This is a genomic window from Fundidesulfovibrio sp. (assembly GCF_058402725.1).
The window spans coordinates 1-13,506 of sequence record NZ_JBZVFJ010000105.1 but is presented as its reverse complement, the minus strand read 5'-3'; the positions used below and the strand labels follow the sequence as shown (position 1 = coordinate 13,506).

12 protein-coding genes are annotated in these 13,506 nt (G+C 69.2%); 7 read left to right on the top strand and 5 right to left on the bottom strand.

Features of this window, described 5'->3' with window-relative positions; genetic code table 11:
• Positions 1-226 precede the first annotated feature (226 nt).
• The 3 genes from ACV4UX_RS13435 to fba all read right to left on the bottom strand — a co-directional run bounded on the left by ACV4UX_RS13435 (position 227) and on the right by fba (position 3,297).
• On the bottom strand, positions 227-1,174 hold the full coding sequence (locus tag ACV4UX_RS13435) for a nucleoside recognition domain-containing protein (RefSeq protein WP_491593788.1): 948 nt from the start codon (positions 1,172-1,174) through the stop codon (positions 227-229).
• A 159-nt stretch (positions 1,175-1,333) separates the two neighbouring features.
• Positions 1,334-2,320 carry a type I glyceraldehyde-3-phosphate dehydrogenase gene (gene gap / locus ACV4UX_RS13430; RefSeq protein ID WP_491593787.1) on the bottom strand — a complete coding sequence of 329 codons (987 nt, stop codon included), beginning with the start codon at positions 2,318-2,320 and terminating at the stop codon, positions 1,334-1,336.
• A gap of 53 nt (positions 2,321-2,373) precedes the next feature.
• Entirely contained in the window at positions 2,374-3,297 is a 924-nt protein-coding gene (gene fba / locus ACV4UX_RS13425) for a class II fructose-1,6-bisphosphate aldolase (RefSeq protein ID WP_491593786.1), read from the bottom strand.
• A 224-nt stretch (positions 3,298-3,521) separates the two neighbouring features.
• Here fba and rbr point away from each other — a divergent pair, with 224 nt between their 5' ends.
• Positions 3,522-4,097, top strand: a complete 576-nt coding sequence (gene rbr, locus ACV4UX_RS13420; protein WP_491593785.1) for a rubrerythrin — start codon at positions 3,522-3,524, stop codon at positions 4,095-4,097.
• Here the strand turns inward: rbr and ACV4UX_RS13415 are convergent.
• Together ACV4UX_RS13415 and ACV4UX_RS13410 are read right to left on the bottom strand one after the other, a co-directional pair.
• A complete protein-coding gene (locus ACV4UX_RS13415; RefSeq protein WP_491593784.1) occupies positions 4,078-6,345 on the bottom strand; it encodes a PAS domain-containing hybrid sensor histidine kinase/response regulator in 2,268 nt (755 codons plus the stop codon). The two genes, rbr and ACV4UX_RS13415, sit on opposite strands and share 20 nt — an antisense overlap.
• Complete coding sequence (locus ACV4UX_RS13410; RefSeq protein ID WP_491593783.1) at positions 6,342-7,370, bottom strand: diguanylate cyclase domain-containing protein; 1,029 nt, start codon at positions 7,368-7,370, stop codon at positions 6,342-6,344. Before ACV4UX_RS13410 ends, ACV4UX_RS13415 begins: the two co-directional genes overlap by 4 nt.
• 143 nt (positions 7,371-7,513) lie before the next feature.
• Between ACV4UX_RS13410 and ACV4UX_RS13405 the strand changes: the two genes are divergently transcribed.
• From ACV4UX_RS13405 to ACV4UX_RS13380, 6 genes are all read left to right on the top strand, one after another.
• A complete protein-coding gene (locus tag ACV4UX_RS13405) occupies positions 7,514-7,834 on the top strand; it encodes a carboxymuconolactone decarboxylase family protein (RefSeq protein ID WP_173086711.1) in 321 nt (106 codons plus the stop codon).
• Positions 7,835-7,853: 19 nt separating this feature from the next.
• Entirely contained in the window at positions 7,854-8,657 is an 804-nt protein-coding gene (locus tag ACV4UX_RS13400) for a helix-turn-helix domain-containing protein (protein ID WP_491593782.1), read from the top strand.
• 264 nt (positions 8,658-8,921) lie between these two features.
• The gene (locus ACV4UX_RS13395) at positions 8,922-9,782 is read left to right on the top strand and encodes a DMT family transporter (RefSeq protein WP_491593781.1); all 861 of its coding nucleotides are present in this window, start codon (positions 8,922-8,924) and stop codon (positions 9,780-9,782) included.
• A 69-nt stretch (positions 9,783-9,851) separates the two neighbouring features.
• Entirely contained in the window at positions 9,852-11,291 is a 1,440-nt protein-coding gene (locus ACV4UX_RS13390) for a UTP--glucose-1-phosphate uridylyltransferase (RefSeq protein WP_491593780.1), read from the top strand.
• Positions 11,292-11,294: 3 nt separating this feature from the next.
• A complete protein-coding gene (locus ACV4UX_RS13385; RefSeq protein ID WP_491593779.1) occupies positions 11,295-11,981 on the top strand; it encodes a winged helix-turn-helix domain-containing protein in 687 nt (228 codons plus the stop codon).
• Positions 11,959-13,338: a sensor histidine kinase gene (locus ACV4UX_RS13380; protein ID WP_491593778.1), complete on the top strand. Its 1,380-nt coding sequence runs from the start codon at positions 11,959-11,961 to the stop codon at positions 13,336-13,338. The genes ACV4UX_RS13385 and ACV4UX_RS13380 overlap by 23 nt, the downstream gene beginning before the upstream one ends.
• Positions 13,339-13,506 lie beyond the last annotated feature (168 nt).

Here is a 13,506-nt window from a genome sequence, read left to right as displayed (position 1 = left end):
CCAAAAAAAAGAAAATGTGATAATTCAGCAGTTCGCCACCTTGATACCCCAGGGCGGGGAGGCGATGCGCACCGATGGGCCATCGCCCGTGGGGCGATGGCAGCTGCGATGGGAGCAGGCCTGGGACGGGGCAAACGGAACGCGCGCCCCACCCTGCCGGCTCCTCCCCCGGACACACGCCGGTCCTGCTTGCGCCGTCGGGGTGCGATGGTCCGGCCCGGGACGCTCAGGCCGCTCCGATCTGCGCCGCCTGCCGCCCGGCCGCCCAGCGCGCCAGCGCGGCCGTGACCACCAGCGAGAAGACGAGCCTGGCCCCCAGCGTGCCCCAGGGGCTGGCCCCGATGAGGGCCAGGAGCAGGGTGTCCTCGATGAGCGCGTGGGACAGGCTCATGAGCGACACCGCCGCGAAGATGTCGCGCCGGGGGATGTGCCCGGCCTGGGCCTCGTGGATGATCAGCCCGCCGCCGTAGGCTAGGCCCATGGTCATGCCCACCACGGTGATGGTGGCAGCCGTGGGGCCGATGCCCATGATCCGCAAAAACGGCGTGAGCAGGCGCTCCAGAAGCCGCGTGAGCCCCAGGGCGTCCAGGGTGCGCATGAGCGCCATGAGCGCCACGATGATCAGGAAGATGGAGCCCAGGTTCTTGAGCTCCCCCAAGGCCCAGGCCGCCAGCCCCGCCTCCTGGGCCGGGGGCAGCCAGAGCATGGCGGCCGGGCCGCCGAAGAGCCCGAAGGCGTCGCACGCGGCCTTGAAGCACCAGGCGCAGCCCAAGGCCCCGAAGAAGCGCAGGGCGTTCTGGCCCAGGAAGCTCACGCCGCAGCGTTTGGTCACCTGCCCTTCCACCAGCAGATTGTGGGCGATGAGCACCAGGATGGCGAACACCGACACCTGGGCCTGGGTGAGCACGGCGTCGGAGACTGCCTGGAACACCAGGAGCCCCGCGTAGATGCTGGAGACCATGGCCGTGGCCCAGGCAAGACCCAGCCCTGCGGGCAGGCCCAGCCACTCCATGAGCGGCCCAAGAGGCGCGGCCAGATACTCGATCAGTCCGGCTTCCTTGAGAATTTTCACCACGACGATGATGGGAACCATCACCTTGAACAAGGCGAGGCTGGTCTTGACGGCGTCGCGCACGACGCCTGTGAGGACTCCGGCGAACGGGGTGATCTGCACGGGCGATGCTCCTTTCGACCGGGGCGGCCCCGGCTCCGGGGGGAGGCGGAAACGGCAAAGGCCCGGCGGGGGGATACTCCCCCCGGCCGGGCCGGGTCAACCGTTCGGCACGCTTATCAAATCCCCGGCGCGGTTTGCGCCGGGCGGCCGGCCGGGCTGCTAGCCCTTGGCCACCAGCTTGAGCAGGCGCACCAGCTGGTGGGTGAATCCGGCCTCGTTGTCGTACCAGATCACCACCTTGAGCATGTTGTTGTCCAGCACCTGGGTGAGCAGGCCGTCCACCACGCCGCCGTGGGTGTCGCCCAGGTAGTCCACGGAGACCAGGGGCTCCTCGGTGTAGCCCATGGCGTCGCTGGCCTTGGCCTTGAGCAGGACGTTCACGGCCTCCTTGGTGACGGGCTTCTCCATCTCGCAGGTGAGGTCCACGATGGAGCCGTCCGGGGTGGGCACGCGGATGGCGTAGCCGTCGAGCTTGCCCTTGAGTTCGGGCAGCACCAGGGTGGTGGCGCGGGCGGCCCCGGTGGTGGTGGGGATGAGCGAGACGCAGGCGGCGCGGGCGCGGCGCGGGTCCTTGTGGGAGCCGTCCAGGATGCGCTGGCTCATGGTGTAGGAGTGGATGGTGGTCATGAGCCCGTGCTTGATGCCGAAGGCGTCGTTGAGCACCTTGGCCACGGGGGCGAGGCAGTTGGTGGTGCACGAGGCCGAGGAGATGATGTGGTGGTTGGCCGGGTCGTACTCGTGCTCGTTGACGCCCATGACGATGGTGCAGTCGGGGCCTTTGGCCGGAGCGGAGATCACCACCTTCTTGGCCCCGCAGGCCAGGTGGTGGGAGGCCTTCTCGTGGTCCACGAACTTGCCGGTGGTGTCTGCGACCAGGTCGATGCCCAGTTCGCCCCACTTCCACTCTCCGGCGTTGCAGCGCGTCACGAGGATTTCGCGGCCGTTCACGGTGATGCCGTGCTCCCACACGCCCACTTCACCCTGGAAGTTGCGGTGCACGGAGTCGTGCTTGAGAAGCCTGGCCAGCTCCTCGTTGCCCGCCCTGGCGTTGATCGCGGCGATCTGGATGGTCTGATCGTTCGCGAGGATCCTGGTGAGGTAGCGGCCGATGCGGCCGAACCCGTTCACGCCAATCTTGGTCGCCATGTGAGTCTCCTTCTTCACGCGGGGCTTGTGGATGGGTTGGTCGCCCGGGGCGCTCAGGCCTTGCCGGAGCAGCCCAGGACGTTCCTGATCTTGTGGGCCACCATGTCGCGCACGGCGTCGCGCGCGGGGGTGAGGTACTGCCTGGGGTCGAAGTGGTCGGGGTGTTCCGCGAAGTGCTTGCGGATCACGGCGGTCATGGCCAGGCGGATGTCGGTGTCGATGTTGATCTTGCACACGGCCATGGAGGCGGCGCGGCGCAGCATGTCCTCGGGCACGCCCCGGGCGCTGCCCACGGCCCCGCCGTACTTGTTGGCCATCTCCACGAACTCCTGGGGCACCGACGAGGAGCCGTGCAGCACCAGGGGGTAGCCGGGCATGAGCTTGCCGATCTTCTCCAGGCGGTCGAAGTCGAGCTTGGCCTCGCCCTTGAACTTGTAGGCCCCGTGGCTGGTGCCGATGGCGATGGCCAGCGAATCGCACCCCGAGCGCTCCACGAACTCCACGGCCTGGTCGGGGTCGGTGTAGATGCTGTGTTCGCTGCTCACGTCCTCTTCCACGCCGGCCAGACGGCCGAGCTCGGCCTCGACGAAAACGCCCTGGGCGTGGGCGCATTCCACCACGCGCCTGGTCAGGGCGATGTTCTCCTCGAAGGGCAGGTGGGAGCCGTCGACCATCACCGAGGTGAAACCGGCCTTGATGACCATCTCGCAGATCTCGAAGTTCTGGCCGTGGTCCAGGTGGAGCACCACGGGCAGGTCGGTGTCCTGCATGGCGGCTTCCATGAGCTTCATGATGTAGTTCTCGCCCGCGTACTTGCGCGCGCCGGCCGAGACCTGGAGGATGAGCGGCGAGCGCTCCTGGTTGCCAGCGGCGATGATGCCCTGGACGATTTCCATGTTGTTGACGTTGAACGCGCCCACGGCATAACCGCCGGCGTAGGCCTTCTCGAACATTTCCTTGGGGGATACCAGCGGCATGGCTTCTCCTTGCGTGCGGGCGCGACCCGTGATGTCCGCAGGACGGACGCCCTGCGGTGAAAGTGCTCTCGATACGCCGGGGATATAGGCTTGGGCCAGCAATTATGTCAATGAAAAGCGGACGTTCGTGCCAAGCTTCACGAATCGTCCTGCGCTCCCCTGGCGTCAAGCAGCCTTGCGTGGTAGGCTTTGCGGAAATGTCGCAGCAGCGCAGGAGGTTGACCATGCCCGACCTGAAGGGAAGCCGGACCGAAAAAAACCTGCTCGCCGCCTTCGCCGGGGAGTGCCAGGCCCATGTCCGCTACGCCTTCAACGCCAAGCAGGCCAAGAAGGAGGGCTACGAGCAGATATGCGCCCTCTTCCTTGAAACCGCGGAACAGGAAAAGGCCCACGCCAGGCGCTTCTCCAAGCTCCTGGGCGGACTCTCCGCCGAGGTGACCCTGCCCCTGGCCTTCCCGGAGTCCGGCTCCACGCTGGAAAACCTGGAGCGTTCGGCCCTGGGCGAGGAGCGCGTGGGCAGCCTCACCTACCCCGAGGCCGCCGCCGCGGCCCGCGACGAAGGCTTCGTCGAGGCCGCCCTGGTGTTCGAGCACATCGCCCGGGCGGAAATCCACCACCAGCAACGCTTCCGCGCCCTGGCCGAAAACCTGCGCGCCGGCAGCGTCTTCGCGCGCCCCGAGCCTGTGCTCTGGCGCTGCCGCCACTGCGGCTGGACCCACGAGGCCAAGGCCGCGCCGGAGCGCTGCCCGGCCTGCGCCCACCCCAGGGCGCATTTCGAGATCACGCCGTGGAACTGGTAGCCGCGCGGCGCGCGGCCCGGGCCAGGGCCTCGTCCAGGGCCTGCGCCAGGGCCTGCGCCCCCACGGGCTTGACCACCACCGCGTCGGCCGCCGGACGCCCCTGGGCTTCGTCGTCGCGGTCCGCCATGAGCACCAGCCCGGCCTGACGCCCGGCCTGACGACAGGCCTTCAGGAACGTCCGGCCGGACATGCCGTGCAGGTCCTCCCCGGCCAGCACGGCGCGGAAACGGCCCGGCACGCGGGCGAACACCCGCAGGGCCTTGGCCGCGTCGCGCATGGCCGTGGTCTTGTAGCCGAGCCCCTCCAGGATCATGGCCAGGGCGCGGCGCGAGAAGGCCTGGGCGTCCACCACCAGTACGCGCCGCCCGCCCGGTTCGCGTCCCGGCGGGGCCACCGGACCGGCCAGGGGCAGGCAGACCTCGAAGAGGCTCCCCTCGCCCAGGCGGCTCTCCACCCGCACCCCGCCCCCCAGGGACCGGATGATCCCGTGCACGGCGGAGAGCCCCATGCCCGTGCCCTCGCCCGGGCGCTTGGTGGTGAAGAACGGGGTGAAGATGCGTTCCACCAGGGCCTCGTCCATGCCGTGCCCGGTGTCCGAAACAGAGAGCAGCGCATGCTCGCCCTCGTGCTGGCGGCTCTCCGCCGCCCCCTCCGGGCAGCCTCCCCGGCTGCGCTTGATCCCAAGCCCCAGCACGCCGCCCTTTTCCTGCATGGCGTGCAGGGCGTTGTCGGCCAGGTTCACCACCACCTGATGCAGAAGGCCCGGGTCGGCCAGCACGGGCAGGGGCTCGGGGTCCACGTCCAGGGCCAGGGCCACGTTGCCCGGCAGGCGCTCGCGCAAGAGCCGCGCGGCCTCGCGCGCGATCTCGGCCAGGTCCACGCGCTCGGCCCGCAGATCCCCCTGGCGGCTGAACACCAGGACCTGGCGGATCAACTGGCGGGCGCGCCCGCCCGCCCGGGCGATCTCCTCCAGGGGCCTGCGCAGGATGTCCCCCTGCTCCACGAGTTGGAGCCCCACTTCGGCGTTGAGCAGGATGGGCGTGAGGATGTTGTTGAAGTCGTGCGCGATGCCCCCGGCCAGGGTGCCCACGGCCTCCAGCTTCTGGGCGCGGCGCAGGCGGTTCTCCAGCCGGGTGAGCGTGGACACGTCGCGCAGGAGCACCACGGCCCGGCCCACGCGCCCCGAGGCGTCGCGGATGGGCGAGAACACCGCCTCGGCCGCCAGCGCCTGGCCGCCGGGTTTGACGTCCCTGACGGGGCCTGTCCACTCCCGCCCTTCCAGGAGGGCCTCCCGGATGTCGCGCGAGGGCAGAGGCTGACGGCCGCGCCCGAAAAGGCTGAAGAAGTCTCGTCCGAGTATTTCCCCGCGCTCAAACCCGGTCACCGTGCCGAAGGCCGGATTGGCGTACTCCACCTGCCAGCTCCCCCCGGTGACGATGGCCACGCCTTCGGCCGCCTGCTCCACGGCCGTGGCCAGGAGCATGCGTTCGTCCTCCGCGCGCTTGCGGGGGGTGATGTCCTCCACCACGCCCTCGATGCGCGCCGCCTCGCCCCCGGGGCCGCGCACCACCCAGGCGCTTCCCGACAGCCACGCCGCCCTGCCGTCGCGCCGACGCAGGCGCAACTCCTGGCGCTCCAGGAAGCCCCGCTCCAGCAGAACGCTCATGACCCTCGCGCGCTCCTCCTGGGAATACCACGCCTGGGCGTCGGGGTCCTTCATCGCGTCGAGCAGCTCCCCCGGGCTCGCGTAGCCCAGGATGCGCGCGTAGGCCTGGTTGACCCAGAGATAGCGCCTGCGCTCCAGGTCCACCTGGAAGATGCCCTCGCGGGTGTTCTCGCAGATGCTGCGCAGGCGCGCCTCGGACTCCCTCAGGGCCTCCTCGGCCCGCACCCAGGCCGTCACGTCGCTGAGCACGGCAAAAAGCACGAACCGCTCGCCATACGGGATGCGCGAGATGCGCATGTCCACGTCGCGCACCTCGCCGCCTGCGGCCACGTGGCGGCAGCGGGCCACGCGCCCGCCTGCCGCGAGGCACTGATCGAGCGTGTCCCGGGAGCACTCCGGCCCGCCCAGGCAGATGCCCGTCAGGCTGCGGGAGGCGATCTCGCCGGGCGTCCAGCCGTAGAAGGCCAGGGCCGCGTCGTTGGCGTCGAGCACCTGGAAGGTCTCGGGGTCCAGCACGAGCATCACGGCCAGGTGGTGTCGGAAGAGCCCTTCGAAGAGACACCCGGTATGCGCTTCGATCATGTGTCGTGAGGCTCCGGACCGGCCTGTCGCACGAGGCTCGAATGGAAGGCGAAGCTGGAACGGATGTGGTTCTTCACATAGTACATGGCCTGGTCGGCCATCTTCAGCAGCGCCCAGGGGTCCTGGCCGTCGTCGGGGTAGAGGCTGATGCCCACGCTGCCGCCGGGGCCCTGCTCCCCGCCCAGGCTCGCGTAGGGCAGGCCCAGGGCCCGGATGATCTTGCGCGACACCTCCGCCGCGCCCGCCCCGCCCATCTGGCCCGGCAGCACCACCACGAACTCGTCGCCGCCCACCCGGGCCACCGTGTCCGAGGCGCGCACCTGCGAGAGCACGCGCGCCGCCGCCTCCTTGAGCACCTCGTCGCCCACGGCGTGGCCCAGGCGGTCGTTGACGGGCTTGAAGTTGTCCAGGTCCAGGAAGAGCACCGCCACCTTCACCCCGTCGCGCCTGGCCGACTCGATGGTCCGCGAAAGGCGGTCGATGAGCAGGTGGCGATTGGCCAACCCGGTCAGGGGATCGTGCTGGGAGGCGTGGAAGGCTTTCTCCTCCATGTGTTTGGGCTCGGTGATGTCCTGGAGGATGCCGTCGTAGAAGGCCACGCGCCCGAAGGCGTCCCGGCGGATCACGGGGGTGTTGCGCACCCAGCGCACCGAGCCGTCCTTGTGCAGGATGCGGTGCTCCAGGGCCGGGGCGGTTTCGCCGCGCAACAGGCGCGCCGCCTGCTCCAGCACCGCCGGGCGGTCCTCCTCGTGCACCATGCGGTACCACAGGAGGGGGTCGGCCGCGTACTCCGCCGCAGTGTAGCCCGTCAGGCGGATGCAGCCCTCGCCGTGGGCCGTCTCCACGGCCCGGCCGTCCTCCACCCGCACGGTGTAGACGTAGTCCGTCACGGTCTCCAGGAGTCTGCGGTAGCGCTCCTCGGATTCATGCACCGCATGCAGCGCATCCTCCAGATGCGCCGCGCGCAGCCGAAGCTCCCTCAGCTCGGCATGAAGTTCCTCGTGGGTGCGGCACGCTTCGCTCATGATTCGCTTGTTGCTCCATCACGGCCCCGCCGTCAACGCCCCGGGGCGAGAAAGAAGGCCTACATCCTCGCCGCGCTTGAAAAAGAGCCCGGGGACGGGTATCGCTCGCGCATCGACACGCAAAGAAAGCAAGGAGAGACTCCATGAAAGACGAACTCAAGCCCAGGCACTACGAATTCATCCGCACCAAGTCCCCCGGCGTCATCGAGGCCGTTGAGGCCCTGGGCAAGGCCGTGCGCGACGCCGGACCCCTCGACGAGAAAACCGTGCTCCTCATCCAGCTGGGCGCGGCCGCCGCCAACCGCTCCGAAGGCTCCGTGCTCTCCCACGCCCGCCGCGCCCTCAACGCCGGCGCGAGCCTCGACGAGGTGTACCACGCCCTCACCGGGCTCACCTCCACCATCGGCTTCCCCGCCGTGGCCGCCGCCATCAGCTGGGTGCGCAAAGCCCTCGACAACGACTAGACCGCACCGGATCCCGGCCATGCCAACACGCCCCGGCAGCAGGAACGACTTCCTGAGAGACCCCGGCCTGCCCTTCCTGGAATCGCGCGAATCCAGCATCAGCGGGCGACCCTTCGGACTCCACGCCCACGCCGCCTACTCCGTCTCCGTGGTGGAAGGCGGCTCCACGTTCCTGCAATGCCGCGACGCCGACTGGCTGGCCGGTCCGGGCTCGGCGGTCTTCCTCCCCCCGGGCGAACCCCACGCCTGCAACCCCCAGCCCGGCGGCCCCCTGCGCTACCACAAGCACTACATCGACCGCGCCTGGCTCGAAGACCGCCTCCCCGGTCTGCCCCGCGCCCTGGACCACAGCCAGCCCGCCATCCTCGACGACCCGGCCCTCGCCCGGGCCTTCGCCCGCTTCCACCGATCACCGCCCGGCGAACACAGGCTCCCCCTGCTCCTCCTCGCGCTGGAGCGACTCTTCGCCGGAAACCACGCCACCCCCGTGCAGGGCGGCAAGCCCCGCGCCCAACGCCGCGCCGCGCTCCAGGCCGCGCGCATCCTGGCCAGCCGCCCCGCCGAACGCATCCCCCTGGCGCAACTGGCCAGAACCTGCGGCGTCTCGCCCTGCCACCTGCCGCGCATCTTCCGGGAGACCCACGCCACCACACCCCGCGCCTACGCCAACCAGCTGCGCGTGGACCTGGCAAAACAGCTCCTCGCCCAAGGCAAACCCATCGCGGAAGTGGCCGCCGAAGCAGGCTTCGCCGACCAAAGCCACCTGAACCGCGTCTTCCGGCGCTACGCCGGCGCCACCCCAAGGGAATACCAGGGCCGCTGAACGGAGCGGCGGCGAGAGCTAAGGCAGGGCTGAACGCCCGGGCGGCCTGGGAAGATGCCTCCGGCGGCCAAAGGGCTACGCCCTTTGGAATCCCCTTTTGCTTCGCGGGCTTCTCCTCCGACCGCACCGCCCCCCCCCCGGCCGCATCAGCCCCGGTGTGGTCCCTGTTGGCGTTGCCGGACCTGTCGTCGTCGGGCGCAATTTCGTCCAAGAATTCCCAAGGCGGGCTCGCTATTGGCTTCGGCCAAACCAAGGAGATCCGTCATGTTTTCCGTTCGATTCGCCGCGGTCTGGGCCTTGTGCGCGGCCGTGCTGGTCTGGGGCCTGTCGTTTTCCGCCACGAAGATCGCGCTGGACCATTTGAGTCCGGCGGCGATCCTGTTTCCGCGTTTCGCGTTGGCCGCCTTGCTGCTGGCTCCGTTGGCCTTGCGGCGCGGCGGGGCGCGCCTGGGTCTTGCGGAGCATGCGAAGGTGCTGGGCATCTGCGTGCTGTTTCCCGGGGGGTACTTCGCCATGGAGACGTTCGGCCTGCGGCTGACGAGCGCCACCAACGCCTCGCTTATCGCGGCCTCGATCCCCATGGTGGTGCTGGCGCTCTCGTGCCTGGCCGGGCGGACGTTGCCGACGGCGCGCGAGGCGTCGGGCGTGGCGGCCTCGCTGGCGGGGGTGGCCCTGCTGGTGGGGTTGAACGCCGGACCGGCCAACGCGGGGGATCTGATGATGCTGGGGGCGGTGCTGGCCGCGTCGGTGTACATGGTGGCGGCCGGGCGGCTGCGGGGCGTGCCGCCCTTGATGTTCACCACGCTGCAGATGTTCTGGGGCGCGGTGTTCTTTCTGCCGTTCTTCGTCCAGGAAGCCGGAGCGTTTGCCCTGGCGCCGTTGAAGGCGCTGCTGGCTGTGGCTTGGCTGGGGCTGTTCTGCTCGGCGGGAGGGTTCCTGGCATACAACTACGCCTTGTCGCGGGTTCCCGCTTCACGGGCGTCGCTGTTCCTCAACGCGGTGCCGCTGGTGGCGGCTTTGGGCGCGCACGTGGCCCTGGCGGAGTCGGTGAGCCCGGGCCAGGCCCTGGGCGGCGCGCTGGTGCTGGCGTCGGTGACCTGGGCGGGCGCGCGCGGGGGCGCTTGACGCGTGGGGGCAATTCCATCACACACGGGGGAGTTGCGAGCCCCAACACCACGCACGCGAGGCGACCCCATGATAATGGACTGCATGAAGACCGCCGACCCCTCCATGATCGAGATGTTCCGCCCCTTCGGCCTGAAGATGGAGGAGCAGGGCATTCCGCCCATCGTCATCAACGTCTTCAAGTGCTATTATGCCCGGCTGCTCTACGGCGCGCAGGGCAAGCTCTCCGAGGAGGAGTTGCTGCCGCTTTCCGATCGCGACGTGCCCCACTACGAAGACCTGGCCTCCTATGCCGACGTGGGCCGACAGGCCATGGCCCACGCGGTGGTCATCAAGCTCAACGGCGGCCTGGGAACCTCCATGGGGCTGGAGAAGGCCAAGAGCCTGATCACCGTGAAGGACAACATGACCTTCCTGGACCTGATCCTTGGCCAGATGAAGGTGCTGCGCGAGCGCTACGGCAAGCCGCTGCCGCTCCTGTTCATGAACAGCTTCAAGACGCACCTGGACACCATGCTCAAGGTGCAGGGCTTCGACAACGGGACCACGAGCCTTCCCCTGGCCTTCCTGCAGCACCGCTACCCCAAGATACTGCACAAGGACCTGGCCCCCGCCATCTGGCCCGGCAACCCCGAACTGGAGTGGAACCCGCCCGGCCACGGCGACCTCTACACAGCGCTGGTCACCTCCAAGGTGCTGCGCAAGCTGCTGGACCGGGGCTTCCACTACGCCTTCATCTCCAACTCGGACAACCTTGGCGCGGTGATGGACGAACGGCTGCTGGGCTACATGGCCCGCGAGGGCGCTCCCTTCCTGATGGAGGTGGCCGGACGCACCACCTCGGACCGCAAGGGCGGCCACCTGGCGCGCCTGCGCAACAGCGGCCGCCTGGTCCTGCGCGAGATCGCCCAGTGCCTGGAGCGCGACGTGGACGCCTTCCAGGACATCGAGAAGCACCGCTTCTTCAACACCAACTCCATCTGGATCGACCTGCGCGCCATGGAGAAGGTCTTCGTGGCCAACGGCATGATGCCCCTGGACCTGATCCTGAACCCCAAGACCCTGGACCCGCGCGACCACAAGTCGCCCGCCGTCATCCAGATCGAGACTGCCATGGGCTCTGCCGTGTCGGCCTTCGAGTCCGCCCTGGCGGTGAAGGTGCCGCGCACCCGCTTCGCCCCGGTGAAGACCACCTCGGACCTGCTGGTGGTGATGAGCGACTGCTACCAGGTGAGCCCGGACAAGACCGTGGTCCCCTCCCCGGCCGTGACCGGGCACATGCCCGTGGTGCACCTGGACGCCCGCCACTACAAGAAGATCGACGACTTCACCGCACGCTTCCCGCACGGCGCGCCCTCGCTCACGGCGTGCGAGCGCCTGGACGTGAAGGGCGACGTGCTCTTCCAGGCCGGAGTGAAAATTTCGGGCAACACGCATTTGGTGAACGAGTCCGAGGCGCAGGCCGTGGTGGCCGAAGGAACGGCGCTCTCGGGCGAGGTGAGGCTCTAGGCCGTGCGCGTGCTCCTGGTGGAGGACGACCCCCAGGCCGCCTCGTACCTGCTCAAGGGCCTCAAGGAGCAGGGGCTCGCGGCAGAGCACGCCGCGGACGGGCGCGAGGGGCTCTACAAGGCCACGGCGGGCGGCTTCGACATCATCATCCTGGACCGCATGCTCCCGGGCATGGACGGGCTCTCCATCCTCAAGGCCGTGCGCGCCGCCGGGGACACCACCCCCGTGCTGGTGCTCTCGGCCCTCTCCGACGTGGACGCCCGCGTGGAGGGCCTGCGCGCGGGCGGCGACGACTACCTCACCAAGCCCTTCGCCTTCGCGGAGCTTATGGCGCGCGTGGAGGCCCTGGCCCGCCGGGGCCGCGCGGAAAAGCCCCTCACGGTGCTGCGCGTGGACGGCCTGGAGCTGGACCTGACCGCGCGCACCGTGAAGCGCGAGGGCAGGCTCATCGACCTCAAGCCCAAGGAGTTCGCGCTGCTCGAATACTTCATGCGCCACGCCGGGCAGGTGGTCACGCGGACCATGCTCCTGGAGCGCGTCTGGGACTACGCCTTCGACCCCCAGACCAACGTCATCGACGTCCACGTCTCGCGCCTGCGCGGCAAGATCGACAAGGACTTCGAGAAGCCCCTGCTGCACACCGTGCGCGGCGCGGGGTACATGCTGCGTGATACGGCCGAAACTCCTTAAGACCTTCAGCTTCCGGCTGGCGCTGTGGTACGTGGCTCTCTTCGCGGGCTCGGCCACCGTGGTCTTCGCCTTCATCTGGTGGGCCGCCGTGACCTTCATGGTGGGCCAGACCGACGAAAGCATCGAGTCGGAAATCTGGAACCTGGCCGAACAGTACGACGAGCGCGGCCTGGCCGCCCTCTCCATGCAGATCTCCACGCGCCAGCGCAGCGAGGGCTCGCGCTCCAACATCTACCTCCTGGCCGACCGCGACCTGCACTACCTGGCGGGCAACATGCGCCAGTGGCCCAAGGGAGTGACGCCCCGGGGCTTCCCCGAATGGCATACCATCCGCGTCACCTCGGAGCTGGACGGGCGCTCCACCGACGCCCGCGTGCGCGTGATCACCCTCATGGGCAAGGTGCACCTGCTGGTGGGGCGCGAACTCTCCGACGTGCTGCGCGCCCGGGCCATCATGGCCTCGGCCATGGCCGTGGGCCTTCTGGTCACGGTGGTCATGGGCCTGGTGTGGGGCAACGTGATGACGCGCAAGCTCCTGGAGCGCCTGGAGGCCATCAACAGCGCCAGCCAGGAGATCATGGGCGGCGCGCTCTCGCGGCGCATCCCGGTCTCGGGCGCGGGCGACGAATTCGACCGCCTGGCCGCCAACCTCAACGACATGCTCGACCGCATCGGGGAACTGCTGGACACCGTGCGCCAGGTCTCGGACAACATCGCCCACGACCTGCGCAGCCCGCTCACCCGGCTGCGCTCGCGCCTGGAGCTGGCCCTGCTGGAAAAACCCGATCCGCAGACCCAGCGCCACGCCATGGAGGAGGCCATCGCCCAGGCCGAGTCCATCATCGCCACGTTCAACGCGCTCCTGACCATCGCGCGTGCCGAGTCGGCGGCGGCCAAGGCCGAGACCCAGGACATCGACCTCTCGGCCCTGATGCGCGACGCGGCCGAACTCTACGAGCCCCTGGCCGAGGACAAGGGCCTGGAGATGCGCGTGGAGGTGGCCGAGGGGCTGGCGCTCACGGGCAACCGGCACCTGCTCTCCCAGGCCGTGGCCAACCTGCTGGACAACGCCGTGAAGTACACGCCCGAGGGCGGTGCGGTGCTGGTGGAGGCCAAACGTTCGGGGGACGGGGCCATCGCGCTGCGCGTGGCGGACACGGGCCCGGGCGTGCCGGAGGCGGAGCGGGCCAACGTGCTCAGGCGCTTCTACCGGCTGGACGCCAGCCGGGGCACGCCGGGCTCGGGCCTGGGGCTCTCGCTGGTGGCGGCGGTGGCGCGGCTGCACGGGGCGCGCATGGAGCTCTCCGACGCCGGGCCGGGGCTTGCGGTGGAGCTGCGGTTTGCTGCGAGGGGGTGAGGGGAGAGGAGACAGGACAGCGTCAGGCGAGAACCGTCACTGTACAGTAATTGTACATCCAGAATAATTGAGACCCCTGCACGGCAAAACGCCTCAATAAACCTTTCAACTGTCCGTAATTCATGGTAAACAGCCTTCATCTTTCAGGATGGAGGCAGCCATGTCCGA

Coding starts and splice junctions, on each gene's coding strand:
- ACV4UX_RS13415 (WP_491593784.1), bottom strand. CDS start 6,345: ATGATCGAAGCGCATACCGGGTGTCTCTTCGAAGGGCTCTTCCGACAC.
- ACV4UX_RS13400 (WP_491593782.1), top strand. CDS start 7,854: ATGCCAACACGCCCCGGCAGCAGGAACGACTTCCTGAGAGACCCCGGC.
- ACV4UX_RS13410 (WP_491593783.1), bottom strand. CDS start 7,370: ATGAGCGAAGCGTGCCGCACCCACGAGGAACTTCATGCCGAGCTGAGG.
- ACV4UX_RS13405 (WP_173086711.1), top strand. CDS start 7,514: ATGAAAGACGAACTCAAGCCCAGGCACTACGAATTCATCCGCACCAAG.
- fba (WP_491593786.1), bottom strand. CDS start 3,297: ATGCCGCTGGTATCCCCCAAGGAAATGTTCGAGAAGGCCTACGCCGGC.
- ACV4UX_RS13395 (WP_491593781.1), top strand. CDS start 8,922: ATGTTTTCCGTTCGATTCGCCGCGGTCTGGGCCTTGTGCGCGGCCGTG.
- gap (WP_491593787.1), bottom strand. CDS start 2,320: ATGGCGACCAAGATTGGCGTGAACGGGTTCGGCCGCATCGGCCGCTAC.
- ACV4UX_RS13390 (WP_491593780.1), top strand. CDS start 9,852: ATGATAATGGACTGCATGAAGACCGCCGACCCCTCCATGATCGAGATG.
- rbr (WP_491593785.1), top strand. CDS start 3,522: ATGCCCGACCTGAAGGGAAGCCGGACCGAAAAAAACCTGCTCGCCGCC.